The following is a 25,194-nucleotide window of genomic DNA, read 5'->3' as shown; positions in this document are numbered from 1 at the left end:
AAAATGACGAGCTACCGGGATCCGACGGCTCCCGTCGATTCAGTCGTCGCCGTTCATGTCGAGCGAGCGCTTCTCGCCGAGCTCCTCCTCCAAGCTCCCGCGCTCCCAGCTCCGGACCGCGTCGCCCTCGACCTCGGCGCGGAGCTTCTCCTCTAAGAGGTTCACGGCGACGCTGTTGGCCCCCTCCGGGATGATCACGTCGGCGTGCTTCTTCGACGGCTCGATGAACTGCTCGTGCATCGGCTTCACCGTCGAGAGGTACTGGTCGATGACGCCCTCCAGGTCGCGGCCGCGATCGATGACGTCCCGGCGGATCCGGCGCAGGATCCGGACGTCGGCGTCGGTCTCGACGAACAGCCGCAGGTCCATCATGTCGTTTATTTCCTCGTCGTACAACGCGAGGATCCCCTCCAGCACGATGACGTCGGTGGGTTCGACCGTCACGCGCTCCGCCTTCCGGTTGTGGATCTCGAAGTCGTACTGCGGCATCTGCACGGACTGGCCCTCCAGCAGCGCTTCGAGGTGCTCGCGGAGGAGCTCCCACTCGAACGCCGACGGGTGGTCGTAGTTGACGGACTGTCGCTCCTCGAAGTCGAGGTGCGAGAGGTCCTCGTAGTAGTTGTCCAACGGGATGCGGGTGACGCTGTCGCCGAGGTCGCGAGTGACGAGCCGGGAGACGGTCGTCTTCCCCGCGCCGGTCCCTCCCGCGATCCCGATCACGAACGAGGGAATGGTCATGTGCTGGCTCGAACGCCGGAGGGTTTGAACCCTCCTCTTCGGTTCGCGGCCACGAGCCGAGCGAGGCGTCAAGCGCGTCGCGAACTGGCGCCAGGTGCGTCGCGATCCGGAGTCGAGCGCGTCGCGGCGACGGGACGAGGGAACCGTCGTTTTCAGTGCCGATCGGCTGGCTACGGTCGGAACGGATATAACGATACCGGGGGCAGCTTTTAGCCGTTTGCGTGGGATCCACGGTCCATGCGAACAGACACCACGGTTCGTGACGTGATGCATCGCGAGTTCCTCGGCGTGAGCGAGTCCGACGGCCTGACCGACGCGGCGGCGCTGATGGTCGAGGAGGAGACCGACTGCCTCGTCGTCGTTCGCGGCGGCGAGCCAGTCGGACGGCTCGGCTCTCGGGACGCGCTCGGTGCGCTCCTCGACGCCGACGTCCAGAGCGAAGGAGACGCAGGCGGTCCCACGGTCGGGTCGGTGATGGGACCGCCCCTTCCGACGGTGACGCCGGACGACTCGCTCGCGGCAGTCGAGGAGCGCCTCGTCTCCGAGGGGGCCGACCGCGTCGTGGCGGTCGAGGGCGGCGAGGCGGTCGGCGTCGTCACCGCCGGCGACGCGCTCGCCGCGGGCGCACCGCGGACCGGCGACGGGGCTCGCGAGGCCGCAGTCGCCGACGAGTCGCTCCACGGAACGCGGCGCGGCGACGAGGGGATGCTCGGCTCGGACGGCGGCGTCGACTCGACGAGCGATGCCGCCGCGACGGACGCGTCGGGATCGGCGACGCAGGGCGTCTGCGAGAGCTGCGGGGCGCTCGTCCCGGACCTGGTGACCGCCAACGGGCAGGCCGTCTGTCCGGAGTGCCGCGAGGTGTGAGCCGTCCGACCGGCTCTCTTCCCGTCGTCCCGACCGGCGGCCGCGACCGGATCGCGTCGGTACCCTCATCCCGCGGCGCGCCGAACGAGCGAACGAATGTCAGACGACGAGCGCCCGACGGTCGCGCCGGCGACGGTCGACGACGTCGACGACGTCACCGACCTGTGGGTCGCGCTGGCGGAGGACCAGCGAAGCCACGGCTCCACGCTGCTCGCCGAGCCGAACCGCACAGCGGTGCGCGAGTGGGTCGCGCGTTCCGTCGTCACCGGTGAACTGCTCGTCGCTCGCGACGGCGACCTCGACGGCGCCCCGGTCGGCTTCGTCGGCTTCTCGATCGACCGCGAGGGCTACGAGCGCGACCGCGTCCGCGGAACGGTAAGCAACCTGTTCGTGGTCTCCGAACGCCGCGGCGAGGGTATCGGCGCCGACCTCCTCGACGCCGCCGAGCGCGCGCTGGCGGCGGCGGGCGCCGAAACGGTCGCGCTGGAGGCGCTCGCCGACAACGACCGGGCCCGCGCGTTTTACGACAGTCGCGGGTACGACCTCCACCGCGTCGAGCTGACGAAGTCGCTGTCGGAGCGGGTCGGCGACGAGTCCGACACCGGGGGGTCCGCGGGCGGAACCGAGTGACCGCGGACGAACGTCAGGCTCGCCGAAAGCGACACGCACTCATAGGAGGCCCGAGTACGCCAATCCGCGCCAGGGGAGCATGGGCGGTTCATGCACTCGACTTGTAATCGAGACTTCCGGGGTTCAAATCCCTGCCCTGGCTTGCTCGCTCTTCCGTAAACTGGTGTTACCAGAAAAATTAGTGCCTCTATTCGGGCAGAATCGGATATACAAACGAACCGCCCCGCTTTCGGCCAGAGGCCAGCGGAACTCGCGGAACATGGCGTAATAGAATTTCGGCCTGAGAGGCTCGACGCTATTATCGAGCGGCGTCTCAAGAAGATCTGGTGAGAACGCTCTTTTTCACCTGCGGCGCAGAGAGCCTCCACGCCCGCGACGGCTCCGACCGTATCTGGTGTGGCCGCTGTGACTGGAAAGCCACGTCCACCCGCCTGACGATCATTCTACGATTCGGAACTCATCCTCGGTGAGCTCCTCAACGCCTTCATTCTCCACGCTAACACACCGCTAAACATAACCCGGGCGGCCCTCCTCTCACCGTGTTACACGACACTTCACGACCAACTCAGCGAGTTCGAAACGCGTTCTGTCGGGGATTTCCGACTGTCTGGGAAATGCGCTCCCAGACAGTCGATGGGCCAACACAGGTCAAAGAAACACACCAGGTGTGTGCCGGATTTGAATACAAAGACCAGCCGCGGTCGAGTCCATGCCGCGGCGGGTCGTCAGAGGGCGGACGCACCCGCTGGACAGAGGATCAGGGAGAGGACTGACGCTCGTCGCGGCAGGCCGCGACGTGCTTCGGGTGGTGTCAGCTCAGGAGGGAAGCGACCACGAGGGCGATCTCGGGCCAGTTATTGAGGAGGTCGACGACTTCTCTCAACTGCTGGGAGAGGTCCGGACCGACGGACTGCCGGCCTCCCGAGGCATGAAGCATGAAGTCTGCGCCAACGCCGTCGCGCCCGATCACTTCGTGACCGGGCGGATCGACCGGCTGGTCGAGGAGTCGGTCGCGACGGGCGCGTGCGACACCCGCGAAGCGGCCCGCGAGGCATGGGGTGGGGCGTCACGTCGGGTCGGCCCGCGACACCGTGCCTGCTCTTGACACTTGTATCACGCCGTGTACACTGAAGACGTCGTGAACGGTGTAGCTCCCGAAACATGATACTGGCCCAACAAAAATCCGTAGACACCCTCATCTGACGGGGAGACCGTGGGGGACGGTCGGGTGGGGGCACCGACCGAACAGTCGCTCGGTTCGTCCCGACCGGCGCCCGACCGAGCCCGAACCAGCGATCCGTCGATACCTGACAATGGCAACACCGTCAGATCACGACCACGAACACGACAACGATGGCACAGGCCGTTGGGACTTCCCGCCGCTCTACCCGTTCCCCGTTGAGGAACCGCCAGTTGGGGAAATCCCGGACGAGGGGCTCCCCGAGGATCCAACGGATCACGAGGCGTTCATGGACTGGGTCGAGAGCCAGTGTGACACGACGAACGATAAACAACCCGTCGAACAGTACGACGGGACGCTGGGCGTCTCGAAGTCGTTCGTCGGCAACCACGAGTCACCCGTCGGCCTCATCCAATGGAACGACGACCTCGACCAGCGGTATTCGGACCCCGGCAGGTTCGCGGGCGATCGTTGGTGCACCGGGACGCTGGTCGCCGACGATCTGTTTCTGACGGCGGGGCACTGTTTCGACTCCGCCCCGGGCGTGCCGATGAAAGGTGGCCAGCGGATCCGTCCCCACGAAATCGCGACGAACATGCACGTCGACTTCAATTACCAAGTCGACCCGTCGGGGAACCTCCGGCAGGAACAGCAGTTCGACATCGTCGAGCTCGTCGAACGCGACAGGGGCGGACTCGACTACGCAGTGGTCAGGCTCTCGGGGACGCCCGGCAACCGGTTCGGGTCGGCGACGCTTGCTACCTCGCCCGTCCAGCAGGGCGATTCCCTCTGCATTATCCAGCATCCAAGGGGTCGCCCGAAGAAGATCGAAGCCGGGACGGCGACGCACGTCCATACGAGTTCGACCTCGGGACAGCTTGGGGAGGACTACTTCGGGTACGGTGACATCGACACGCTCCGCGGCAGTTCCGGGTCGGGGGTCCTCCGGGAATCCGACGGCGCCATCGTCGGCGTCCACACCAACGGCGGCTGCCGCGCCGGACGCGGGGGTCACAACCACGGAGTGAAGATCGGTCCGATTCTCAACGAGTCGGACGTTCTTACCGCGTTCTCATTGAAGAACCCGATCGAGGGGAAGATTCCCCTCAGCGAAAAGAACCTCCCATCCGAGAAGATGAAATTCACCGACGAGGGGGTCGGCGGGAACAAATTCCTCAACGATCCGCCGGTAGGGACCGGCGGCCGAGGGACGGTCAAACACGTCGACGACCGAAAGGCGACCGGGCTGGACAAACCGCCCGGCGACCCCGCCGGCCAAGGTGGGGGTGTCGGTGGCGACGTTCCCGGGGCTGGTGGCGGTCTTGAGTACACCCCAACGCGACCGTACATCCCAGAAAAAAACAAGTTCACCGACGAACCGGGCGGTACGCTCCCATTCCGCGACACGCCGATCGGCGGCGGCGACGGCGGCACCTCCCCGTACATCGACCGTCGAAAGGCGACCGGGCTAGACAAGCAGTTCGACGACATGGGGCTGGGACAGATGCCGTTCAGCCCGATTCAGCAACAGGGGCAGAGGCAACCGCAGGGATACGGATACGGCTTCGGGCCCGCCGGAGGGAGCAAAGCCGGCGGCGGAGAGCGTCCGTTCGTCCTCCAGACGCCACATCACGTGGGCCGAGGTTCCGGCGCCGACCTGCAGGGGACGGGACAGGGCCAGGGTCAGGGTCCACCCCACGGCCACGGCGGGACCGACCGGACGGCTGGCGGCGGAGGTGGGGAGCTGCAGTCAACCTACGAACAGCTCCTGAGCGACATGCAGCAGTTTCTCCAGCAACAACAGACGCAACTGCAGGCCATCAACGACCAGTACCGTCAGTTGGCCGCCGAGTACCAGCAATTCCTCTCGCAGGGGTCCCAGCGGTGACGCCCGCTCGCAACCGCCCCGACCGACGGGTCGCGTCATCGGTCGGTGACGCCGGGCGGGCGCGGCGGAACGGCCCGGCCCCGACCGGAGACGATCGAGGAGTGCCAATCCGGAGGGCTCTCCCGTGATCCTGGTCGTCTCCGAGGCCGACGATGACCACGCGCGGGCGGTCCTGGACCGGCTCGAGCGCCGCGGCGTCGCCGCCAGGCTGCTGGACACGTCGGCGTTCCCGCAGCGACTGTCCCTGTCGATGACGTACGCCCGGACGGACGGGGACGGGACCGGGGCCGACGGCGATGACGAGCCGGCGCTGCACGCCCGACTGGGCGACCTCGAGTTGGCCGACTGTGGCGCGGTCTGGTGGCGCCGTCCCCAACCGTTCGACCTGTCGCCGGAACTCACTGGCAACGTCGACCGGTCGTTCGCCTACCGGGAGTGTCAGGCCGCGATCGGCGGCCTCTGGCGGACGCTCGACGCGGAATGGATGAACCACCCGACCCACGACGAGGAGGCCGCCCGCAAGCCCTACCAGCTACGGGTCGCCCAGCAGATCGGGTTCGAAATTCCCGAGACCTGCATCACCAACGACCCGGCCCGGGCTCAGGCGTTCGTCGACGCACACGGCGCCTCGAAGACCGTGTACAAGGCGTTCACCGGAACCGAAGCCGCCTGGCGGGAGACACGCGTCCTCCGGGACGGCGAGACGGATGTCATCGCCGCCGTGCGGCACGCGCCGGTCATCTTCCAGGAGTACGTCCCTGCGGGCGTCGACCTCCGGATCACGGTCGTTGACGGCGAGGTGTTTCCGGCGGAGATCCACTCTCAGGAGACGGCCTACCCCGTCGACTACCGCATGAACGTCGATCGGGCCCGGGTCGAACCCGCCGACCTGCCCGACGACATCCGCGACCGGCTCCGGGAGTACGTCGACCGGCTGGGGCTGGTGTACGGGGCGATCGACATGCGACGGCGACCGGACGGGCAGCACGTCTTCCTCGAGATCAACCCGTCGGGACAGTGGCTGTTCATGGAGGAGCGTACCGGTCAGCCCATCACCGAGACTGTCGCCCGGGTCCTCGCGGAGGCAGACGCGCAGACACCGCCCGCCCGCCACTGATGGAATCGACTTTTCGGGACCGGTCCGATCCGGTCCGGTCGGGGCCTGGCGACGAGGGAGCGCGCTCCGGATCAGAGCGTCCCTCGTCAGTGGCCCGCCCGGTGGAACGTCAGGCGCACACCTCCTCCGGGGCCAGCGGCGTCGCCTCCCGCAGGCAGGTCTCGAAGATGTCGATGGCCCACGCATAGACCGCTTCGTCGTCGGTGACCAGCGCACCTCTGAGCACGTTCCGGTCGTCGGTCAGATCGATCCTGACCGTGTCGTCGACGATCCAGACCGCGATCGGGACCTCCTCGCAGACGTACAAGTCAGCGTTCGCGTGGGCGAGCAGTTCGTTGACTCGTTGGGCCGTCGGGGGATGACTTCTGGCGGCGTCGACGACCGCCGGCGTAACGACGAGTTCCAGTCGCGTACCGTCAACGACGACATCCCGAAGGTTCTCGACGATCCGTGGGGCCGACGCACAGGTAACGGCTCGGATCCGTTCGCCGGCGCGGTGGAAGGCCGCGAGCTCCCGGAGCAGGACGGTCGCGTCGCTCCCGTCCACCAAGACGACCTCCGCGTTCCGCAGTCGCCGGACATCGAACGTCACGACCTCGCTTGAGAGCCACTGGAGCGGTTCCCGGAGACGGCGTTCGGCCTCGAAGTCGCCCACTAGGTCTTTGAACCGTTCACAGACCCAGCAGCCGAGCGGCGTCGTCGTGTACTCCCGTTCCGACCGCTCGATCCAGCCTCGGCCTTCGAGTTCCCGGAGAATGCGTGCGACGGTCACGCGGGAGGCGTCGACCGACTCGACGAGTTCGCGACGGCCGCGGGGCGACTCCTGGAGCAACTCTAGGATCGCGACGCGGTTCGCGGAGTTGGCCAGATACGCGATCTCGTCGAGCGCCGCCTCCATGTGTAACTGTACCACGATTTTTCGTATAAATCTATGGACCTCACATAATCTAAATAATTACGCGTTCGTCGGCGGGAATCGTCGTGCACCCGGAGCACCGACCGTGACTCATTGGCCTGTCGCTCCGTGGGATGTCCTCGGCGGTCCGGAGTCGATCGGGGGAACCGGCGACCGCGGACAGCGACGTGGACGTCGCGGCCGCCACGGTCGCTACGATCGTCGGCCGGGACGTGCCGCGCGATCCGATCCTCGCTCGGCGGGCCGAGTCGATGCGCCGATCGCTTCGCGGGACGGTGAAGCGAGCGATTCCGAGCTGGGCGCCCACCGTCCACTCGGGGCTGTTCGCCCGCGGGCGGATACAGGGGGATCGCACAGTTTCACCCGGACGAAGAGGAGCAGGCCGTCACCGAGCTGTTCGCGTCGGAAGCCGGAGCGGCGACGCGCCGGGGCGGCCCCCTGTACGTCGCCGCCGGCGACGAGGCGACCCTCTCGGCGCTGTGGGACGCGGTCAGCGACGACTCGCGGGGATAACTGGGTCCGTTTCTCGGAGAGTCACTTATATACGCCACACACCGATCCGCGGTATGGACCGGACCGACACCGCGCTGCTCGGCGTCGCCGGGGTCGTCGCCGCTCTCGTCCTCGCCATCGTCTTCGCCGCGGGCGTCCTCTTCGGCCTCGACGAGTCCGTGACTCGGCCGATCCGGCTGCTCGCCGTCGAACCGTTCGCGTGGATCGTCGTCGCGGCGCTGCTCGTCGCGGTCGTCGGTCACGCGTACATCGACGGCTGACGACGCGGACGGGGGGCCGGGCCGTCGCTCCCGCGTCAGCGAACGACCGTCACGGGGACCGGCGAGTTCTGGAACACCGACTTCGCCACGTTGCCGACGAGGAGCCGGTCGGCGAGCGACCCGCTGTGCGTCCCGATCACGACCGCGTCGAAGTCGTCAGCGCGCTCGACGATCCGGCTCGCCGGCGACCCGACCTCGGACTCCACCTTCACCTCGACACCGTACTCCGTGGCGATCTTTCCCGCCCGTTCGAACACGTCCTCGGAGAGCTCTCGGACCCGCTCCTCGCTGTCGTCCGCGAGCGCGATTCCCGTCGCCGCACCCATCATCCCGGAGGGCTCGCCGACGACGTGTAACACCGTCACGTCGGCGTCCCGATGTACGTCGAGCGCGTAGCGGAGCGCCCGTTCGGCGAGCTCTGAGTCGTCCATGGCCACCAGTACGCGCTCTACCATGGTACACGTACACGCGCCACGGGGGTAAACGCTTGCGGGCTCGGACGACTCGACCGGCGTCGGGCCTTTGCTTACTCCCCGTCGTCGATCTCTCGGACCGCCCGCAGTAAAGCGTCGAGCGCGGCGTCGACCGCGGCGCGTTTCACGGCGTCGCGGTCCCCGTCGAGGGCGACGCGCTCGCTCCGGACGAACGACGCCTCGGTCCCCCACGGCGCTGCGTACGCGACGCCGACGTACACGAGCCCGACGGGCTTCTCCGCGGTGCCGCCGTCCGGTCCGGCGATTCCGGTGGTGGCGACCGCCCACGTCGTGTTGGCGTGATCGCGCGCGCCGGCCGCCATCTCCTCCGCGACCGCCGCGCTCACTGCCCCCTCGGCGTCGAGCGACTCGCGGGAGACGCCGAGCACCTCCCGCTTCGCGTCGTACGCGTAGGTGACGAACCCCCGGTCGAAGTAGGCGCTCGCGCCGGGGACGTCCGTCACGCGCGACCCGACCAGCCCGCCGGTCAGCGACTCCGCGACCGCGAGCGACTCGCCGCGGTCGGTCAGCAGTTCGCCGAGGACCTCCGCGGTCGACTCCGTCTCGTCCATGCCCTTCGTCTGACCCGCACGCCCGTGGGATTTACGCTCGGGGGGACGCAAGCGCTCCCATGACGGACTGGGACGAGCGATTTGCGTCCGGCGAGTATCCCCGGGAGCCGGAGCCGTCGCCCGTGTTGCGCTCGTACGAGCCCGCGATCTCCGACGGACGCGCGCTCGACGTCGCCGCGGGCACCGGCCGGAACGCGGTGTTCTTAGCCGACGCCGGCTACGACGTCGACGCGCTCGACGCCTCTCGCGAGGGGCTACGCATCATCGGCGAGCGCGCCGCGGACCGGGGGATCGGCGACCGGATCGAACCGGTCCTGGGCGACGTCTCCACGTACGCCTTCCCGAGCGAGGCGTACGAGCTGATCACGATGAGCTTCTTCCACGTGCTCGACCGCTTCGCCGACCTCGCCGAGGCGCTCGTCCCCGGCGGCTACCTTTTCGTCGAGGGACACCTCCGGTCCGCGTCGCCGACGCCGTCCGGTCCGAGCGACGACCGGTACCGGTTCGCCGCCAACGAACTCCTGCGGGCGGGGCTCGGCCTGACAGTGCTGTACTACGACGAGACGACGGAGGAGCGCCCCGACGACCGACGCCGCGCGACGGCCCGCCTGCTCGCCCGCCGGTCGACCGGCGGGCGACAGTCGTATCCGCCGCGGCCCGGCGGGGAGCCGGCCGATGACTGAGGGCGGATCGCACGGGGAGTCGCTCCGCGCGCTCGTGGCGTCTGCCGTCGGCGACGACCTCTCGGGGTCCGACGACCCGGTTGCTGTCGTCGAGCGCGGTGACGACCCCGGACCCGCGGCGCGGCTCTCCGGGCTCGTCGCCGGCGACGACTCCGTCGCGGGCGTGGTCCCGCGGATCGACGCGTCGATCGCTCGCTCGGTCGCGGACGGGGTCGAGGAGACGGTGCGACTCGTCTTCACCGGACGCGCAAGCGATCGGTTCGACGGGCCCTCGGGCGCCGCCGTCCGTTCGATCCTCTCGGGCCACGGCGTCGAGGCGTACCGCCACGAGGGCGACTCGCCGGTCGGGATCCTCCTCGTCGGCGACCGCGCCGTCGTCGGGCTGTTCGACGACGCCGGGCTTGCCGCGATCCTGTGGTCCGACGCGCCGCCAGTCCGCGAGTGGGCGGCCGCGACCTGTCGCCGGTTCCTCTCGGCCGCCGAGCCGGTGTGACGGCCCGCAGCGCGGCGTCGACGACCGCGTGCGCACGCGGCGCACCGCTTTTAAATACGCCCGGCGAAGCGACTCGTATGAAGGCAGCGCTCCTGCTCATCGTCGGTTTCCTGGGACTGGTTCAGACGCTCGCCCCGCGCCCCGTCGTGCGGGCGTGGACGAAGGTCGTCTACCGCGACGCGGGCGACGCGGAACCCCGAGAGTGGGCCTACGTCGCCGCGCGAGCCGAGGGAGCGGTGCTCGCGCTCGTCTCGATGGCGGGGCTGTACCGCCTCGCGACGGCCGAAGCCGACGACAGTGGGCCGATCCAGGCGCCCGACGAGCCGACGGACGAGTAGCTCGGGCGAGCCCCGCCGCGAGCGACCGCGACCGCGGTTTCCGCCGCTGGGCTCAGTCGTCGCTGGGCTCAGTCGTCGCTGGGCTCAGTCGTCGCTCGGGTCCACCGGTTCCTCTGGGAGTTCGGTCGACGTCTCGCCGTCGGTCGACGTGTCGGGAGCGGCCGCTTCGTCGGACGTCGCCTCCTCGTCGGCCAGATACGACCGGCCGCCGTCCGGACGCTCACCGGTTCTCAAGACGTGGCAGTCGCGGCACCGCGCCTCGTACGACTCCTCGGCGCCGACGAGGATGGTCGGGTCCTCGGTGTGGGCGGGCTCGCCCTCGATGAGCCGCTGGTTCCGTGAGGCGGGTTCGCCGCACACCGAGCAGATCGCCTGGAGCTTGTCGACGTACTCGGCGGTCGCCATGAGCTGCGGGAGCGGCTCGAACGGCTCGCCCCGGAACGTCTGATCGGTGCCGGAGACGATCACGCGGGTGCCGGCGTCGGCGAGCCCGTTACACACCTCGACGAGCGCGTTCGAGAAGAAGTTCGCCTCGTCGACCGCGACGACCTCCGGGTACGGCTCGTCGTCAAGGATCGCCAGCGGCCCGTCGCCCTCGTTATCGACGACGGTCGCGTCCCACTGGCGACCCGTGTGACTGCCGATCGTCGTCTCCCCGTAGCGGTCGTCGACCGCGGGCTTGTACACCGCGACCGACTGCCCGGCGATCTCGGACCGGCGGAGGCGGCGCAACAGCTCCTCGGTCTTCCCCGAGAACATCGACCCCGAGATGACCTCGATCCACCCGGATCGAGTGATGGCGTGCATGAGCGATCGGGCTGGTGCCAGCGACTAAACCGTTTCTCTCCCGGCCCGTCGCAGGGGCGGAACGGCGGTCGGATCGCGGTCAGACGCCGCTCGCGAGCGCGACGACCACCGCGGCGGCGACGACGTACACCGCGGCCGAGACCGCCCAGTCGCGCCGGATCGTCGCGAGCCGCTGCCGGGGGATTCCCCGGGCGCGCGGGAGCGGGACGAGCGCGAAGAAGCCGATCATCAACGCGAGCATGACCGGCGACGCGACGGCGAGCGCGACCGGGGCGCCGACGCCGAGTCCGACCTGAACCGCGGAGACGAGACCGACGAAGAGGAGCCCCGAGCCGCCGCCGGCGACGTAGTGGACCCACGTGGCCAGCCGCTCCGGGGCCCGGTCGACCGACGTGTTTGTGAGCACGCTCGCGGCGACCCTGGGAGCCGTCGTCCCCTCCGGGAGCCGAGGCATCACGCGGTCCATCGCGAGCGTCGCGAGCAGTCCGACGACCGGCCCGAGTGCGAGGCCGGCGAGCAGCGAGAACGTGGCCATCGCCGATCGGTACGGCCGCGACCGGCTTCAGTCTCCCGACGGGTCGATCTTCTCGCCGCCGATCACGACCCGCGAGACGTCCGCGGCGCCCGCCCGCCGGACGATCGCCCGGACGAGGTCGCGCGCGCCGGCGAGGTTGTCGGAGTCGCCGTCGAGGGCGAGCAGGTCCGCGTCGGCGCCGGGCTCGACGACTCCCCGGTTTAGCCCCGCGATCTCGGCGCCGTTGACGGTCGCCATCCGCAGGACGTCGCGCGCGGGCAGGTCGGCCAGCTTGGCGGCGAACTCCATCTCGCGGAACATCGAGGGGGAGTCGAGCATCACGTTATCGGTGCCCAGCGCGACGGTCGTCCGCTCCGCGAGCTCGCGGACCGGCGGCACGCCGACGTTCGTCACGAGGTTCGAGCGCGGGCAGACGACGACCGGCGTGCCGCGGTCTTCGAGGCGTTCGAGATGAATCTGTTCGGCGTGGACCATGTGGACGAGGAAGTCCGGGTCGAGGTCCATCGCCGGGTTGACGTCGTCGGCGTCGCGCTCGCCCGCGTGGATCCCGAACAGCTTCCCCGCCTCGCGGGTCTCCCGCCGCACCGCGTCGAAGTCGGCGTCGCGGGCGCCGGAGGCGCCGTAGCCGTCGGCGACCGAGAGGACATCGGGGTCGTCGCGGCCGAACACGACGGGGTCGATCGCGCGCTCGCCGAAGGCGACGCCCTCGCCGGCGACCGCGTCCCGAAGCGCGGCCACGCCGTCGACGCCGCCCTCGCGGAACTCCAGGAAGGTGGCGGTGCCGGTCGACTCCATGTACCGGAGCGTCCGGGCCATCGCCGCCACCTTCTCCTCGCGGCTCGCCGACCGCAGGAGCCGGTGTTTGAGTCCGTCCGGCGGGGCGACGAGCTCATCGAGCGAGAGCCCCTCGCCCGCCTCCTTGGCGATGGAGTCGCCGATGTGGGTGTGGGCGTTGACGAAGGCGGGGAGGATCACGTCGTCGCTCTCGACGGACGCCTCTTCGATGCGGACGATCTCGCCGCCGTCGACGACCACCCGTCCCTCGACGGGCTCGAAGGCCTCGCCGACGAGTATCGTCCCCTCCAGATGCATACCTCACGGTCGCCAGCCCGGGGTTAAAACGTCACGGGAACGGGGCGGTGGAGGGCCTCAGCCTCCCTACTCGAACTCGTCGAGCGTCGTCGGCATCGCCCCGCGCACCTCGCTCACGAGCCCGTCCGGGTCGAGGTCGAGCACGTCCGCGGCCGCGCGTCCGACGCGGTCGGTGGCCGGCTCGGGCGCGTACACGCCGAGGCGCCACTGGTTGCGCTGTGCGGTCCGGAGCGCGGAGACCAACGGCGACTGTCGCTCCAGCCGGCGGATCTCGCCGCTGACCGTCACGCGGGCGGTCGACTCCCGCATGGACGGCTCCGGCGGCACGTCGAGGATCACGTGCTCGCGGTCGACGCCGGCCTCCTCGGCGATCTCGCGCTCCAGGCCGACCTCGGCGTCGCGGTCCGCCTCGTGAACGCGCTCGGGGACGTCGTCGTACTCGGCCCACACCGCCAGCTTGTAGAGGTCGCGCTCGTCGTAGCGGCGGGAGAGCTCGCCGGTCGCCCGGCAGTCGCGGATCGCGGCGAGGAAGTCGTGGTCGTCCATGCGCCGGAGATCGGTCGCCGTCGTCGCTGTCGCGTCGAGCAGGTCGCTCGCGGACCGCCGCAGCATCGCCTTCGAGATGCGCGCGACGTGGTGCGTGTAGACGACCGGATTCATCAGCGCGCGGGCGAGCAGGAGGCTCTCCGCGGTCTGGACGTTCCCCTCGTCGAGGACGAGCTCCGGGCCGTCTCCGTCCGGGCCGACGCCCGCCGCGTCGCCCTCTCGCTCGACGAACGTCAGCTCGCGGACGAACCGCTCCGTGTCGATGGTGCCGTACGGGACGCCGGTGTGGTAGGCGTCGCGCACGAGGTAGTCCATGCGGTCGACGTCGAGCTCGCCCGAGACGAGCCCGGCGTACGTCCCCTCGCCGGCGACGAGTCCGGCGATCCGGTCCGGGTCGAGGTCGCGGTCGCGGAGCACCTCGCCGACCGCGCCGGTCGCGAGCAGCTCGCCGACGTCGTCGTGGTACTTCCCGGTCCGGCGGTGGGTGAGCGACTCCAAGTTGTGGCTGAACGGCCCGTGTCCCACGTCGTGGAGCATCGCCGCCGCCTCGATCCGCTCGGCCCGCTTCCCGGCGATGCCGAGGTGGTCGAGCGCCCGGCTGGCGAGGTGGTAGACGCCGAGGCTGTGCTCGAAGCGGGTGTGGTTCGCGGAGGGGTAGACGAGCTGGACCGTCCCGAGCTGTTTCACGTGGCGGAGGCGCTGGACCGCGGGGGTGTCGATCAGCTCGGCGGCGACACCGTCGATCTCGATGTGGTCGTGGACGGTGTCCTTGACCGTGATCATGGGGAGCGGTTCGTCGGCATCTGGTAAAAGGAGTGGGAGGGCCGGCGGCGGTCGGCGGGAACCGCGGCTATTATTTATAAGGGTCGTCCGCAAAGGTCGGTGTATGTACGAGTTGCTCATCGGGATCGATAACGCGACCGACGGCCGCGCGGTCGCGCAGGCGGAGGCCGTCGCCGACCTCCCGCACGCGGCCGACGAGACGAAGGCGACCCTGTGTCACGTGTTCCAAGACAACCCCGAGGGAGCCTCTGTCCACCAGCTGTCCGCGGTGCGGCGCGCCCGGGAGACGCTCGAAGCGGCGGGGGTCACCTGCGTCCACTACGAGGCGAGCGGCGATCCGTCCGACGAATTGCTCTCGGCCGCCGCCGACATCGACGCGAACGCGATCTGCGTCTCCGGTCGCAAGCGCCGACCGTCGGGGAAGGCCGTCTTCGGGAGCGTGACGCAGGACGTGATCCTCGGGAGCGATCGACCGGTGTTCGCGGTGCCGGCGCCGCGGGAAGAGTGAGCGGGGACGACTGATCGGGGACGACTGAACGGGTTACGTCCGCGTGCCAACGGTCCGGAGCCCGAGCACGTCGCGCGCGGCCTCGCCGACCGCGTCGACGTGCTCCGGCGGACAGTAGACGCCGAGCGTCCAGCGGCGGCGCTCGGCGCTCCGCAGCCCGCCGACGAGCTCGGAGGCGTCCTCCAGCCGCTGCGGGACGCCGTCGACGACGACGGTGGAGCCGGACTCCTTCAACCCGGGCCGAGAGGGGACGTCGACGACCACCGCCTCGCGGTCCAGTCCGACGGCGTCGGCGATCTCGCGCTCGGCGGCGACCTCCTCGGCGTGACCCGCGTCGACGGTTCCCGCCGGCACGTCGGCCAGCCCGACCCACACCGCTCGCTTGTAGAGGTCGCGGCGCTCGATGCGCCGGCCGAGCTCGGGGACGGTCTCGCGGAGCTCGACGAGCAGGTCGTGGTCGGCCATGCGGCGGAACGTCGCAACGTCGGCGTCGGTGCGGTCGAGGTAGCGCTCGCAGGCGCGCTCCAGCATCGCGCCGGCGACCCGCGAGACGTGGTGGCGGTAGACGACCGCGTTCATCAGCGAGCGGGCGACGAGCAGGCTCTCCGCGGTCGGGACGTTTCCCTCCGCGAGCACGAGCTCCGCCCGCTCGGGATCGACAGAGCCGGAGTCGCTGGCTCCGTCGCTCCCGGCCGAGCCGCCCTCGCCCGCCAGTCGGAGCTCGTTGACGAGCCGTCCGGTGTCGACCGTGCCGTACGGGACGCCCGTGTGGTGGGCGTCGCGCACGAGGTAGTCCATGCGGTCGACGTCGAGCTCGCCCGAGACGAGCGCCCCGAGCCCGCCGTCGCCCGCGATCAGCGAGGCGACGCGTTCGGGGTCAAGCCCGTTGCGCTCCAAGACTTGGCACACCTCCCGGTCCGCGTCGGTCAGCAGCCACGCCACGTCGTCGTGGTCGCGCCCGGTCGCGCGCCGGATGATCCCCTCGGTCTGGTGCCCGTACGGGCCGTGGCCGGCGTCGTGGAGGAGCGCCGCCGCGCGGACGTGAGCCGCGGTGTCGTCGTCGAGGTCGAACCCCTCGACGGCGCCGCGCGCGAGGTGGTAGACGCCGAGGCTGTGCTCGAAGCGGGTGTGGTTCGCTGAGGGGTACACCAGCCTGACGGTGGACAGCTGTTTGATGTGGCGCAGTCGCTGGAAGGCGGGCGTGTCGATCAGTTGGGCGGCGAGGTCGCCGAGCCGGACGTGACCGTGGACGCTGTCCTTTATCGCCTTCATCGTCCGGGCGTCGGCCGCAGACTGGTTGGTCGTTTCGACTCGGCGCCGGCGTCGGTCGGGGGGCGAGCCGGCCCGCGGACGACGCGGGCTCGGGGCGGCGACCGTCCGGGGCGGGTCACTCGTCGACGATCTCGACGTCGAACCGCTCCTCTAAGGCCCGGACGACGGAGCCGCCGACGCCGGCCGTCGCGGCGCGACCGTCCTCCACCGCGAACAGGTCGTCCTCGTCGACGTCGAGCTCGTCCGCGAGCTCTTCGACGGTGAGCCCGGCGTCTCGCCGGGCCGCCGCCACCTCGTCGCCGTAGCCGGAGACGAGGTACGGGAGGCGGTCGGACTCGTAGCTCGTGCCGTCCTCCTCCCAGTGCTTGGAGTCGCCGGTCACGGAGTCGTACATCTTTGCCTGCTTCCGCGCGAGCTCCTTCTTCCGGCTCTCAGATCCGGACGACTCGGCGCTGGCGCCGCCCGGGCTCCCCCCGGAGCTACCGCCGCGACTGCCGCCAGAGCCGGAGCCGCCCCCGCCCTGCGGCGCGTTGCCCGCGTCGTCGTGCGGCCGGCAGTCCGAGCACACCAGCAGCTTCGCGCCGGCGACCGTGGCCCGCTGGAGCTTCGTGGTCTCCCGCCCGCAGAGCTCACAGGCGTCGCCGTCGTCGCCGCCGCCGCCACCGCCCGTTGAGTACTTCGTCATACCGCGAGTGGTAGACCCGGACGGTTAAAAAGTCGTGGAGGGGCGGCCCATCGGGCGAGCGGCGGGTCGACGGCGACTGTCTCACGCCCCGCCCGGTCCGAGGTACCCCCACGCGAGCAGTCGGTCGCCGTCGCCGTCGACCCACCGCTCGCCGATGTCGTCGCGGTAGTACATGTTCGGCATCACGACGTCGTCGATGCGACCGTACGCCTGCTCGCGAGCGGCCTGCATCGTCTCGCCCGTTCCGGTGACGACGATCGGCATCCCGCTCTCGCCGGCGGCCCGCCACTGGCCGTCGACCCGCCTCGCGTCTTCGAGGTGGATTCCCTCCCTGCTCTCCGTCTCGAACACCACGGCGGCGTTCCGCGAGTTCTCGTCGTACGTCTTCTCGTCGTCGAACGGGAACGGCGGGAGCACGATGCGCACGGCGATCTGGTAGCCGTTGTGGACCTCCACCTCGGGGTCGTTGCCGTGCGCGAGGTCGTAGAAGAACTCGCCGGTGGACGACTCGATCGACTCCTCCTGTAACGCGATCGTCGGGTACCCGAACCGCGGCGTGAACTCCAGCGGGTAGATCCCGTGCTCGTTCACGATGCAGTTGATGTCGATACTGCCGACGTACCCCTCGTCGGCGAGCCAGCCTTCGATTTTGCCGAAGGTTTCTTCGAATAACTCGTTCTGGCCCGCCCAAAACATCGAAGTCCCCATCTCGCCGGTCGAGGGACCGATGTTCCCTGGGAACAACTTCTTGTGCTCGAAATTGAAGTTGACCTGGTCGATGAACTCGTCGCCGTTGAAGAAGCCGCAGATAGCGATTTCAACGCCCTCTACTTTGCGTTGCAGCTGGAAGCCCTTCATCCGGTGGCCCCACGCCTTCTTGTACGCGTTCAGGACGTCTACGACGTCGCTCCCGTCGCCCTCGTTCCCGACGTACAGCAGCCGCTTGACGTTCTGGACCTCGCCGAGCGGTTTGATGACGTACGGGGCGGGGTTCTCCTCCACGTGTCGGATGCCGTCGTCGAAATCGCGGAAGACGTGGTGTTCGATCGTGTTGACGCCGTGGTCTTCGAGGACCTCCATCGCGTACCCCCGGTCCTCTTCGAGGCGGTCGGTGTTCGGCGTCCCGCCGACGACGGCGTTCCCGTCCTCGCGGAGCTCCGCGGCGAGCGCCCCGGTGCCGACGTCGGAGCCGACCCAGATGTCGTCGAAGACGACGACGTCGGCCCAGTCGACCTCGGCCTCCCAGTCGTCGGTCTTCCGAACGAACCCGTCGCCGATCTCCCGGTCGCTCTCGGCCTCGATGTAGTACTTCACCTCGTGGCCCTCGCGGTGGACCTGCCAGGCGAGGTCGGTGATCAGCGCGGCCTCGGCCGAGACGAACAGGAAGCGAGCGGGGTCCATACGGCGGTCTCACGCGGCGAGGACTTGAGTGTGGGTGTCGGTCCCGCGCTACTGTCCGACGACGTCCGGTTCGAGCGCGCCGACCGCCTCGAGGATCGTCTCGACGTCCCCCTCGTCGACGCCGTTCTCCCGGAGCGCCTCGCCGAGGTAGGTCGCGACGCGACCGAACGCCTCCGCCGTGACTCCCATCCCCTCGTGTGCCTCCCGCATGTCGGCCCCCTCGTACGAGACCGGGCCGCCGGCGACGGCGCTGACGAACTGCACCTGATGGGCGTACAGCGCCTCCCTATCGACGCCCTCGAAGTACGGTTCGAGGAGCGGATCGTCGAAGACGCGGTCGTAGAAGTCGGACACGACGGCCTCGACGGCTTCGCGACCGCCGATGTCGGCATAGATCGATTGGCTCTCGGTCATCAATTCGATCGCATTTCTTGCGGCATAAGACTGGTTCGAAAGAACATGTTCGGTGATATCGTCCGCGATCCGCCGGGCGGGCGACGCGTGCGTGTCGAACACGTTCGGGTGAATCCTGATCCGCGTGGCGGCCGGCGATCCGATATGCGACACGAACGGCTCGACGCGCGACGGACATCGGCCGTTCGAGAGCCCGACGACGGTTCGGCCGACGAGGAGTCGGCCGACGGCGACTTCGAAGATCCGGACCACGTCCGGCGGCAGATACTGGGCCGAGCGGAGCGGATCGAGCGCCGCGAGGTCGCGGAGGCGATCTCGTCGCTCGAGGCGCGCGGCGGCCTCACCGACGAGCAACGCGAGACGGTCCGTCTCCTCGGAGCCGCGATAGCCCGGGAGCTGACGGCGGCGCCCGAGTCGGCCCTAGAGGGAACCGCGCGGGACGAACCGGCGGCCGTTCGGGCCGTCGCGCGGTTGTTCGACGTCGAGAGCGAGTAGCCGCGACCCCGCCCCTACGCCTCGACCTTCGGGAACTCGGCGACGAACTCGTCCGCCGCCTCCTGCCGGACCTCGTAGCGCTCCTCGTCGAACGCGGGCACCTCGGCGGCCATCTCGTAGTACAGGGGCTTCGGTTCGTGGTCGTTGACGATGGTGAGCGTCTCGCCGGGTTCCATCCCGTCGAACTCCTCGTGGATCCGGTCGTGTCTGTTCACCGGCGGAATGTCGCGAACGTCTAGTCGTGGCATGCGTCCGAGCGTTCGCGACGCCTCCGCATCCGTGTTGAGACGAACACGTTCGGGCACAGCCACACCCCGCCGAGACCCGTGGATCCGAACGTGACGGGTTCATCGACGCAACCGATCGAACAGGACGCGAACAGCCCCCGCCGCTCGCACGGCCGATGCGGCTCGTTCCGCGGAGGTGAGTGACGTGCCCGCGACGAGCCTCGACGCGGAGCGAACCTACGACGAGGAGCGGTTCTCGACGAGCGGCGTGTTCCGAAGCGACCGGGCGAAGGTCGTCTGCGGCTACTTCGAACCGGGGCAGTTCATCCCCGTTCACGCCCCCGAGAGCGACGTGACGATTACGGTCCAGTCCGGGACGGGAACGGTCCGAGAGGGCGACACCGAGCACCCTGTCGCCTCCGGCGACGTCGTCGTCGTCGAGGCGGAGACCGAGCGCGGCGTGAAGGCGGACGACGACGCGCGCCTCGAAGCGGTTCTCGTCACCGCGCCGCCGCCGACCGACGCGGAGCACGACCCGGTCCGAGAGGGGATCCGACGCGGCGTGTTCGACCCGCGAACGGAATCAGAGTAAGACCCCTCGGTGGGAGAGCGGGGCCGGTCGCGTCCGCCCGATCGTTCGGTTCGCCCGCTCACCGACGGTCTAGGCGCTAAACTTCGTGGAGACGGGGCGGGGGGTCACGCAGGCGTTGGTGGGGTACCGACCCGGGACGACCGGCCACTCGACGTCCACGTCGACGCGTACGATAGAGGGCATATGTAACAAAATCACTGTATTTTTGTGATATAAAAACTATTCTTCATACTTTTAAAATGCGGGTTGTTTTTACCGAGTTTTTCCCTCTGAAGAGGACACCTTTTTATTCGAGGTGACGGAAGCCCCGGATGACACTGAATGATTCAGAAGACAGACCGCGAGTGGTGGCCGAGCCAGTTGAACCTAGAGATACTCGACAAGAACGCCCGCGATGTCGGGCCGTACGACGACGACTTCGACTACGCGGAGGCGTTCCGGTCGCTCGACCTCGACGCGGTGAAGGCGGACCTCGAGGAGCTGATGACGAGCTCGCAGGACTGGTGGCCGGCCGACTACGGCCACTACGGACCGCTGTTCATCCGGATGGCGTGGCACAGCGCCGGGACGTATCGGACGGCCGACGGCCGCGGCGGCGCGGCGGGCGGTCGGCAGCGGTTCGCCCCGCTCAACAGCTGGCCGGACAACGCGAACCTCGACAAGGCGCGTCGGCTGCTCCTCCCGATCAAACAGAAGTACGGCCGCAACCTCTCGTGGGCCGACCTGATGATCCTCGCCGGGAACGTCGCCATCGAGTCGATGGGGTTCAAGACGTTCGGCTTCGCCGGCGGCCGCGAGGACGCCTTCGAGCCCGACGACTCCGTCTACTGGGGCCCGGAGAGCGAGATGGACACGCAGGAGCGCTTCGACGAGCCCGGTGAGCTCGACCCGGGGCTCGGCGCGTCCGTGATGGGGCTCATCTACGTGAACCCGGAGGGGCCGGACGGCAACCCCGACCCCGAGCTGTCGGCGAAGAACATCCGCCAGACGTTCGACCGCATGGCGATGAACGACAAGGAGACGGCGGCGCTCATCGCCGGCGGTCACACGTTCGGGAAGGTCCACGGCGCCGACGACCCCGACGAGCACCTCGGCCCCGAGCCGGAGGCCGCCCCCATCGAGGCGCAGGGCCTCGGCTGGGAGAACGACTACGGCAGCGGGAAGGGCGGCGACACGATCACGAGCGGGATCGAGGGCCCCTGGACCGGCTCGCCGACAGAGTGGGACATGGGGTACCTCGACAACCTGCTGGAACACGAGTGGGCCGCCGAGAAGGGCCCCGGCGGCGCCTGGCAGTGGCTCCCGGTCGACGCGGACGACGTCGAGAGCGCTCCGGACGCGCACGACCCCGACGAGGCGGTCACGCCGATGATGCTCACGACGGACGTCGCGCTGAAGCGCGACCCCGACTACCGCGAGATCATCGAGGAGTTCCAGGAGAACCCGATGGAGTTCGGCATGAACTTCGCGAAGGCCTGGTACAAGCTGACCCACCGCGACATGGGCCCGCCGGAGCGGTTCCTCGGTCCGGAGGTCCCGGACGAGGAGATGATCTGGCAGGACCCGCTCCCCGAGGTCGACCACGACCTGATCGGGGACGCGGAAGCGAGTGATCTCAAAGGGGCGATCCTCGACACCGACCTGACGACGCGACAGCTCGTCAAGACCGCGTGGGCCTCGGCGTCCACGTACCGCGACAGCGACAAGCGCGGCGGCGCGAACGGCGCGCGCGTCCGGCTCGACCCCCAGCGCGGCTGGGACGTGAACGAGCCGGAGCGGCTCGACGCGGTGCTGGCGACGCTCGAAGAGATTCAGACGGAGTTCAACGCCTCGCGCACCGACGACGTGCGCGTCTCGCTCGCCGACCTGATCGTGCTCGGCGGCGCCGCGGCGGTCGAGCAGGCGGCCGCGGACGCCGGCCACGACGTGACGGTCCCGTTCGAGCCCGGGCGGACCGACGCCTCGCAGGAGCGGACCGACGTCGACTCGTTCGAGGCGCTCGAGCCGCGCGTCGACGGGTTCCGGAACTACCTCGGCGACGGCGTCGACCACCCGCCCGAGGAACTGCTCGTCGACAAGGCCGACCTCCTGGACCTGACCGCCACCGAGATGACGGCGCTCGTCGGCGGCATGCGCGCGCTCGGCGCCACCTACGAGAACACCGACCGCGGCGTCTTCACCGACAGTCCCGGCACGTTAACGAACGACTTCTTCGTGAACCTGCTCGACATGGGGACCGAGTGGCGGCCCGTCGAGGCGGGCGCGGAGGACGCCGACGTGTACGAGGGGATCGACCGCCAGACCGGTGAGGTCGAGTGGGAGGCCACCCGCCTCGACCTGATCTTCGGCTCGAACTCCCGGCTCCGCGCCATCGCGGACGTCTACGGGAGCGAGGACGCCGAGGAGAAGCTCGTGCGCGACTTCGTCGACGCGTGGACGAAGGTCATGCGGCTCGACCGCTTCGATCTCGAATAGGTCGCGACGCAGCGCTCGTCGCGGATGCCGTTTTCATCCGCACGATCGGTCGTCCAGTGAGCGAACCGATTCCGTCAGTCGGCGGTTTCGCACTCTACGGTGAGTCCCCCGCCGGCGTCGAGAACCGCCCCGGGACCGACGGACCGGGAGCGGCGGCGGCGGTGCCCCGATCGTCCGAAGAACTTTATCAATTACCGTCGATCACTGTAGAATGGCGCCCCGCGACGGGGAGCCGGGGGGAGATTCGTCCGCCGGCGAGAATTCCGAGCCAGACGCCGAAGTAGCGCTGAGTGACGTTCGATCTCCGTTGGCGTCGCGGCTGATCGCCGCGTTCCGGTCGCTCGACCGTCGCGGCCTGTTCACCGTCGCACTGCTCGTTGGGGGGGTTCCGTTTGCGGCGAGCGCGGTCATCGCATTCCGAGGCGGGTTCGGACTCCGGTTCCTGCGGACCGGGTCGGTCTACGTTTGGACCGTCGGGCTGTTCGTCGGGGGACTTACGTTCGGGTGGTGGGCCAAGCGATACCCGGAACTGTGGGTGACACTCAGACCCGTCTTCGACGTACCTGAGAACGAGTATCGAGCCGTCGTTCGATCTCGGATCGCCGAGATGTACGACCTCGGGCGAGTCCTGCTGTGGTTTCCCGTCGTCCTGCTGTCGGGCGTGATCTACGATTTGGTGTTGGTCGGGGCCCCGTACGTGATCTACGTACGGAGCGCGGATCCCCTGGTTTCCGTCGCCGCTCCGACGGTGCGTCTTCCCTTCGACGTGTACGCCTACTCGCTGAGCGTCATCAACTACGCGTTCGGCATCGTGAGTCTGGTGGGACTCCTGATAGCCGTTCACGTCGCGGTAATCCACGTCCGCTTGGTCAGCGACGTAATGCGTCTGCGAATACGAGACGTTCGAACGGCCGCGGTCGAACTCACGCCGCTCGCGCGGTTCGACGTCGTCATCTCGTTGGGGTGGTTCGCCTCTCTGACCTTCGGGATGGTGATCTTGATCGCCACCGAGTACGATCCTTGGACGGATCCGCTGTTTCTATCGACGTTCCTCCTCGTGTTCCTGTTCGGCGTCGTCCTGTTCGCGGTCCCGCAGCTTTCGATCCACACCGCCCTTCAGTCGGAGAAGCGGACGCTCTTGGGCGAGATCGACGCGAAGTACGAGCGCATGTACGAAGACCTCTCCAGTACGGGCGATTCGGAACACTCGTCCGAGGAGGTCTCGACACGGTTGGACGTCCTCGAGGCCCGTCGGCGGAACGCGACGGAGATCCGAACGTGGGCGTACGACCTACCGGGCGTGGCGTCGCTCCTGGTCTCGTCGGTGATTCCGCTGATCCTCCAGTTCGGCCAGATGATCGCGTGACCGGGGTGTGTCACGGGAGGCGATACGCCCGCTTGCTCGCGTCGCTACCGCAACGCCGCATGAACCGGCGTGAGTCTCGGTCGTCAACACCCGGGCGCGTGTCAATGGCCGTTTCGGGTGACCTGATAGCGCGGGAGAGCGCCTCTGAGGCTCCGGCCGCGAGAACGCGCGCGGGCCCGGAAGCGTTCGGCTCGCCTCACCACACCGGCGCGAGCAGTACCGCGACCGTCGCCGAGATGAAGACGAGCTTCAGGGCGGTGTTGACGGCGATCACCTTCGTGCCGAACTCGGCGCCCCAGATCCCGTACTGGAAGGGGATCGAGCGCCGGAAGGTGGAGACGGCGAACGAGAGGATACCGCCGATGAGCAGGCTCGCGACGGCGGTCCGAGTGGTGAACACGCCGGCCTCGGTCCCAGTGAGAGTCACGGCCCCGGCCGTCGTGTCGAGCGTGTAGACGGCGATCACGGGGACCGCGGCGCCGGGCAGGCCGAGGACCCCGGTGATCGGCTCGGCGACGCTCGTCAGGGCCTCGACGTCGTAGTTGGTGACGAGCGCGATCACGAGCGTGTACACGACCGCGAGGCGCGGGACGATCCGGCGGAGGGTCGACCACGACTTCTCGCCGGCCTCCCGGACGCGTTCGCGGCTCGTGCGCTCGTCGTCGTCGGGCCCGCTCGCGTCGACGTCGGCGAGCGCGGCGCGGTCCACGTTGCGCTCCGAGAGCAGGGCGCCGCCGGCGAGCACGCCCGTGACCGTGATCGCGAGGGCGATTCCGGCACGGGCGGAGACGTAGACGACTCCCGTCTCCGCGCCCAGGATCGGGATCAACACCGGGATGTAAAACGTGAACACGTGCTGGACGAAGCCGAAGAACGTGTTGATGGTGACGGCGACGAGCGTCGCTCGGTCGTCGAGTAGGCCCGACTCGCGGTACTCGGCGAGCGTAGCGTAGCCCGCGGTCGTCGAGGCCGCGGTCGTGAGGATCGCGGTGCCGACCTCGTCGGGGAGGTTCGCGGGCCGGGTGAGCCACCCGGCCAGCCCGGCGACGTACCGGATCAGCCCGAACGCGACGGCGACGTTGGCGGCGAAGACGCCGATCGCGATGAACGCCGCGATCCGCGCGAGCCGCGGGGCGACCTCGGCGAGCAGGGCGACGACCTCGGCGGCGACCGATTGCACGACCGGCGGTACGCGACCGCCAACCTAATGGGCGTCGAAACGGGCGGACGGGCGAGCGGTTTCGGAACGGCCAGCGATCCGGGCCGGCGGCCCCCTCGGACCGCCGAGCGATCCCGATTCGACGGCCGTCCCGGACCGCCGAGCGCTC

General features: G+C 69.1%; 27 protein-coding genes, 1 tRNA gene and 1 pseudogene. 15 read left to right on the top strand and 14 right to left on the bottom strand.

All coding sequences use genetic code 11. The features are described from left to right. Positions 1-39: 39 nt before the first annotated feature. Complete coding sequence (gene udk, locus DJ75_RS03530) at positions 40-738, bottom strand: uridine kinase (RefSeq protein ID WP_094522585.1); 699 nt, start codon at positions 736-738, stop codon at positions 40-42. Positions 739-975: 237 nt separating this feature from the next. On the opposite strand from udk, the gene DJ75_RS03525 reads away from it, so the two are divergent. The 6 genes and pseudogenes from DJ75_RS03525 (at position 976) to DJ75_RS03500 (ending at position 6,420) form a co-directional block, all read left to right on the top strand. Continuing rightward, positions 976-1,605 (top strand): cyclic nucleotide-binding/CBS domain-containing protein, encoded by a 630-nt coding sequence (locus tag DJ75_RS03525; RefSeq protein ID WP_094522583.1) that lies wholly within the window; start codon positions 976-978, stop codon positions 1,603-1,605. Between the two features lie 96 nt (positions 1,606-1,701). Then, the gene (locus tag DJ75_RS03520; protein WP_094522581.1) at positions 1,702-2,235 is read left to right on the top strand and encodes a GNAT family N-acetyltransferase; all 534 of its coding nucleotides are present in this window, start codon (positions 1,702-1,704) and stop codon (positions 2,233-2,235) included. Positions 2,236-2,303: 68 nt separating this feature from the next. Next, positions 2,304-2,377: transfer RNA gene (locus DJ75_RS03515), tRNA-Thr, on the top strand. A 65-nt stretch (positions 2,378-2,442) separates the two neighbouring features. After that, positions 2,443-3,175 (top strand): annotated as a pseudogene (locus tag DJ75_RS03510) (IS1595 family transposase); the annotation flags it as partial. Between the two features lie 373 nt (positions 3,176-3,548). Continuing rightward, the gene (locus tag DJ75_RS03505) at positions 3,549-5,303 is read left to right on the top strand and encodes a serine protease (RefSeq protein WP_094522579.1); all 1,755 of its coding nucleotides are present in this window, start codon (positions 3,549-3,551) and stop codon (positions 5,301-5,303) included. A 124-nt stretch (positions 5,304-5,427) separates the two neighbouring features. Beyond that, a complete protein-coding gene (locus tag DJ75_RS03500) occupies positions 5,428-6,420 on the top strand; it encodes an MvdC/MvdD family ATP grasp protein (protein ID WP_094522577.1) in 993 nt (330 codons plus the stop codon). Between the two features lie 109 nt (positions 6,421-6,529). Here the strand turns inward: DJ75_RS03500 and DJ75_RS03495 are convergent, their stop codons facing one another. Next, positions 6,530-7,318, bottom strand: a complete 789-nt coding sequence (locus DJ75_RS03495) for a winged helix-turn-helix domain-containing protein (RefSeq protein WP_094522575.1) — start codon at positions 7,316-7,318, stop codon at positions 6,530-6,532. Positions 7,319-7,902: 584 nt separating this feature from the next. Between DJ75_RS03495 and DJ75_RS03485 the strand changes: the two genes are divergently transcribed. Further along, positions 7,903-8,109 (top strand): hypothetical protein, encoded by a 207-nt coding sequence (locus DJ75_RS03485; protein ID WP_094522573.1) that lies wholly within the window; start codon positions 7,903-7,905, stop codon positions 8,107-8,109. 35 nt (positions 8,110-8,144) lie between these two features. On the opposite strand, the gene DJ75_RS03480 is transcribed toward DJ75_RS03485, so the two are convergent. Both DJ75_RS03480 and DJ75_RS03475 read right to left on the bottom strand, forming a co-directional pair. Further along, positions 8,145-8,564 carry a universal stress protein gene (locus DJ75_RS03480; protein ID WP_094522571.1) on the bottom strand — a complete coding sequence of 140 codons (420 nt, stop codon included), beginning with the start codon at positions 8,562-8,564 and terminating at the stop codon, positions 8,145-8,147. Between the two features lie 71 nt (positions 8,565-8,635). Then, positions 8,636-9,154 carry a CinA family protein gene (locus DJ75_RS03475; RefSeq protein ID WP_094522569.1) on the bottom strand — a complete coding sequence of 173 codons (519 nt, stop codon included), beginning with the start codon at positions 9,152-9,154 and terminating at the stop codon, positions 8,636-8,638. 59 nt (positions 9,155-9,213) lie between these two features. Here DJ75_RS03475 and DJ75_RS03470 point away from each other — a divergent pair, with 59 nt between their 5' ends. The 3 genes from DJ75_RS03470 to DJ75_RS03460 all read left to right on the top strand — a co-directional run bounded on the left by DJ75_RS03470 (position 9,214) and on the right by DJ75_RS03460 (position 10,668). Beyond that, on the top strand, positions 9,214-9,837 hold the full coding sequence (locus DJ75_RS03470; protein WP_094522567.1) for a bifunctional 2-polyprenyl-6-hydroxyphenol methylase/3-demethylubiquinol 3-O-methyltransferase UbiG: 624 nt from the start codon (positions 9,214-9,216) through the stop codon (positions 9,835-9,837). After that, complete coding sequence (locus DJ75_RS03465; RefSeq protein WP_094522565.1) at positions 9,830-10,330, top strand: hypothetical protein; 501 nt, start codon at positions 9,830-9,832, stop codon at positions 10,328-10,330. The genes DJ75_RS03470 and DJ75_RS03465 overlap by 8 nt, the downstream gene beginning before the upstream one ends. Positions 10,331-10,407: 77 nt before the next feature. After that, complete coding sequence (locus tag DJ75_RS03460; protein WP_094522563.1) at positions 10,408-10,668, top strand: hypothetical protein; 261 nt, start codon at positions 10,408-10,410, stop codon at positions 10,666-10,668. 84 nt (positions 10,669-10,752) lie between these two features. On the opposite strand, the gene DJ75_RS03455 is transcribed toward DJ75_RS03460, so the two are convergent. The 4 genes from DJ75_RS03455 to DJ75_RS03440 form a co-directional block, all read right to left on the bottom strand. Continuing rightward, positions 10,753-11,475, bottom strand: a complete 723-nt coding sequence (locus tag DJ75_RS03455; protein WP_094522561.1) for a thymidine kinase — start codon at positions 11,473-11,475, stop codon at positions 10,753-10,755. Between the two features lie 79 nt (positions 11,476-11,554). Further along, complete coding sequence (locus tag DJ75_RS03450) at positions 11,555-12,010, bottom strand: hypothetical protein (protein WP_094522559.1); 456 nt, start codon at positions 12,008-12,010, stop codon at positions 11,555-11,557. Between the two features lie 27 nt (positions 12,011-12,037). After that, positions 12,038-13,102, bottom strand: a complete 1,065-nt coding sequence (locus tag DJ75_RS03445) for an amidohydrolase family protein (RefSeq protein ID WP_094522557.1) — start codon at positions 13,100-13,102, stop codon at positions 12,038-12,040. A 66-nt stretch (positions 13,103-13,168) separates the two neighbouring features. Continuing rightward, complete coding sequence (locus DJ75_RS03440; RefSeq protein ID WP_094522555.1) at positions 13,169-14,431, bottom strand: HD domain-containing protein; 1,263 nt, start codon at positions 14,429-14,431, stop codon at positions 13,169-13,171. Between the two features lie 103 nt (positions 14,432-14,534). Here DJ75_RS03440 and DJ75_RS03435 point away from each other — a divergent pair, with 103 nt between their 5' ends. Further along, a complete protein-coding gene (locus DJ75_RS03435) occupies positions 14,535-14,939 on the top strand; it encodes a universal stress protein (RefSeq protein WP_094522553.1) in 405 nt (134 codons plus the stop codon). A gap of 33 nt (positions 14,940-14,972) precedes the next feature. On the opposite strand, the gene DJ75_RS03430 is transcribed toward DJ75_RS03435, so the two are convergent. From DJ75_RS03430 to DJ75_RS03415, 4 genes are all read right to left on the bottom strand, one after another. Continuing rightward, positions 14,973-16,211 carry an HD domain-containing protein gene (locus tag DJ75_RS03430; RefSeq protein WP_094522551.1) on the bottom strand — a complete coding sequence of 413 codons (1,239 nt, stop codon included), beginning with the start codon at positions 16,209-16,211 and terminating at the stop codon, positions 14,973-14,975. 115 nt (positions 16,212-16,326) lie between these two features. Beyond that, positions 16,327-16,896 (bottom strand): transcriptional regulator, encoded by a 570-nt coding sequence (locus DJ75_RS03425; RefSeq protein WP_094522549.1) that lies wholly within the window; start codon positions 16,894-16,896, stop codon positions 16,327-16,329. A gap of 81 nt (positions 16,897-16,977) precedes the next feature. Continuing rightward, on the bottom strand, positions 16,978-18,297 hold the full coding sequence (locus DJ75_RS03420) for a hypothetical protein (protein WP_094522547.1): 1,320 nt from the start codon (positions 18,295-18,297) through the stop codon (positions 16,978-16,980). Positions 18,298-18,345: 48 nt separating this feature from the next. Next, positions 18,346-18,711, bottom strand: a complete 366-nt coding sequence (locus tag DJ75_RS03415) for a group 1 truncated hemoglobin (RefSeq protein WP_094522545.1) — start codon at positions 18,709-18,711, stop codon at positions 18,346-18,348. A 144-nt stretch (positions 18,712-18,855) separates the two neighbouring features. Between DJ75_RS03415 and DJ75_RS18470 the strand changes: the two genes are divergently transcribed. Next, positions 18,856-19,206 carry a glutamyl-tRNA reductase gene (locus tag DJ75_RS18470; protein ID WP_176451409.1) on the top strand — a complete coding sequence of 117 codons (351 nt, stop codon included), beginning with the start codon at positions 18,856-18,858 and terminating at the stop codon, positions 19,204-19,206. 14 nt (positions 19,207-19,220) lie between these two features. Here the strand turns inward: DJ75_RS18470 and DJ75_RS03405 are convergent, their stop codons facing one another. Beyond that, complete coding sequence (locus DJ75_RS03405; RefSeq protein ID WP_094522543.1) at positions 19,221-19,454, bottom strand: DUF2249 domain-containing protein; 234 nt, start codon at positions 19,452-19,454, stop codon at positions 19,221-19,223. A gap of 184 nt (positions 19,455-19,638) precedes the next feature. On the opposite strand from DJ75_RS03405, the gene DJ75_RS03400 reads away from it, so the two are divergent. From DJ75_RS03400 to DJ75_RS03390, 3 genes are all read left to right on the top strand, one after another. Continuing rightward, positions 19,639-20,025: a cupin domain-containing protein gene (locus tag DJ75_RS03400; protein ID WP_094522541.1), complete on the top strand. Its 387-nt coding sequence runs from the start codon at positions 19,639-19,641 to the stop codon at positions 20,023-20,025. A 321-nt stretch (positions 20,026-20,346) separates the two neighbouring features. Continuing rightward, entirely contained in the window at positions 20,347-22,500 is a 2,154-nt protein-coding gene (gene katG, locus DJ75_RS03395) for a catalase/peroxidase HPI (protein WP_094522539.1), read from the top strand. 211 nt (positions 22,501-22,711) lie between these two features. Continuing rightward, complete coding sequence (locus tag DJ75_RS03390; protein WP_094522537.1) at positions 22,712-23,866, top strand: hypothetical protein; 1,155 nt, start codon at positions 22,712-22,714, stop codon at positions 23,864-23,866. Between the two features lie 196 nt (positions 23,867-24,062). On the opposite strand, the gene DJ75_RS03385 is transcribed toward DJ75_RS03390, so the two are convergent. Further along, positions 24,063-25,046, bottom strand: coding sequence for a nucleoside recognition protein (locus tag DJ75_RS03385; RefSeq protein WP_094522535.1), 984 nt, complete (start codon positions 25,044-25,046; stop codon positions 24,063-24,065). Positions 25,047-25,194: the final 148 nt, after the last annotated feature.

Origin of the sequence: Halorubrum sp. Eb13, assembly GCF_002252895.1 — an archaeon.
Lineage (GTDB): Archaea > Halobacteriota > Halobacteria > Halobacteriales > Haloferacaceae > Halorubrum.
This window is presented reverse-complemented; position numbering and strand designations above follow the sequence as displayed.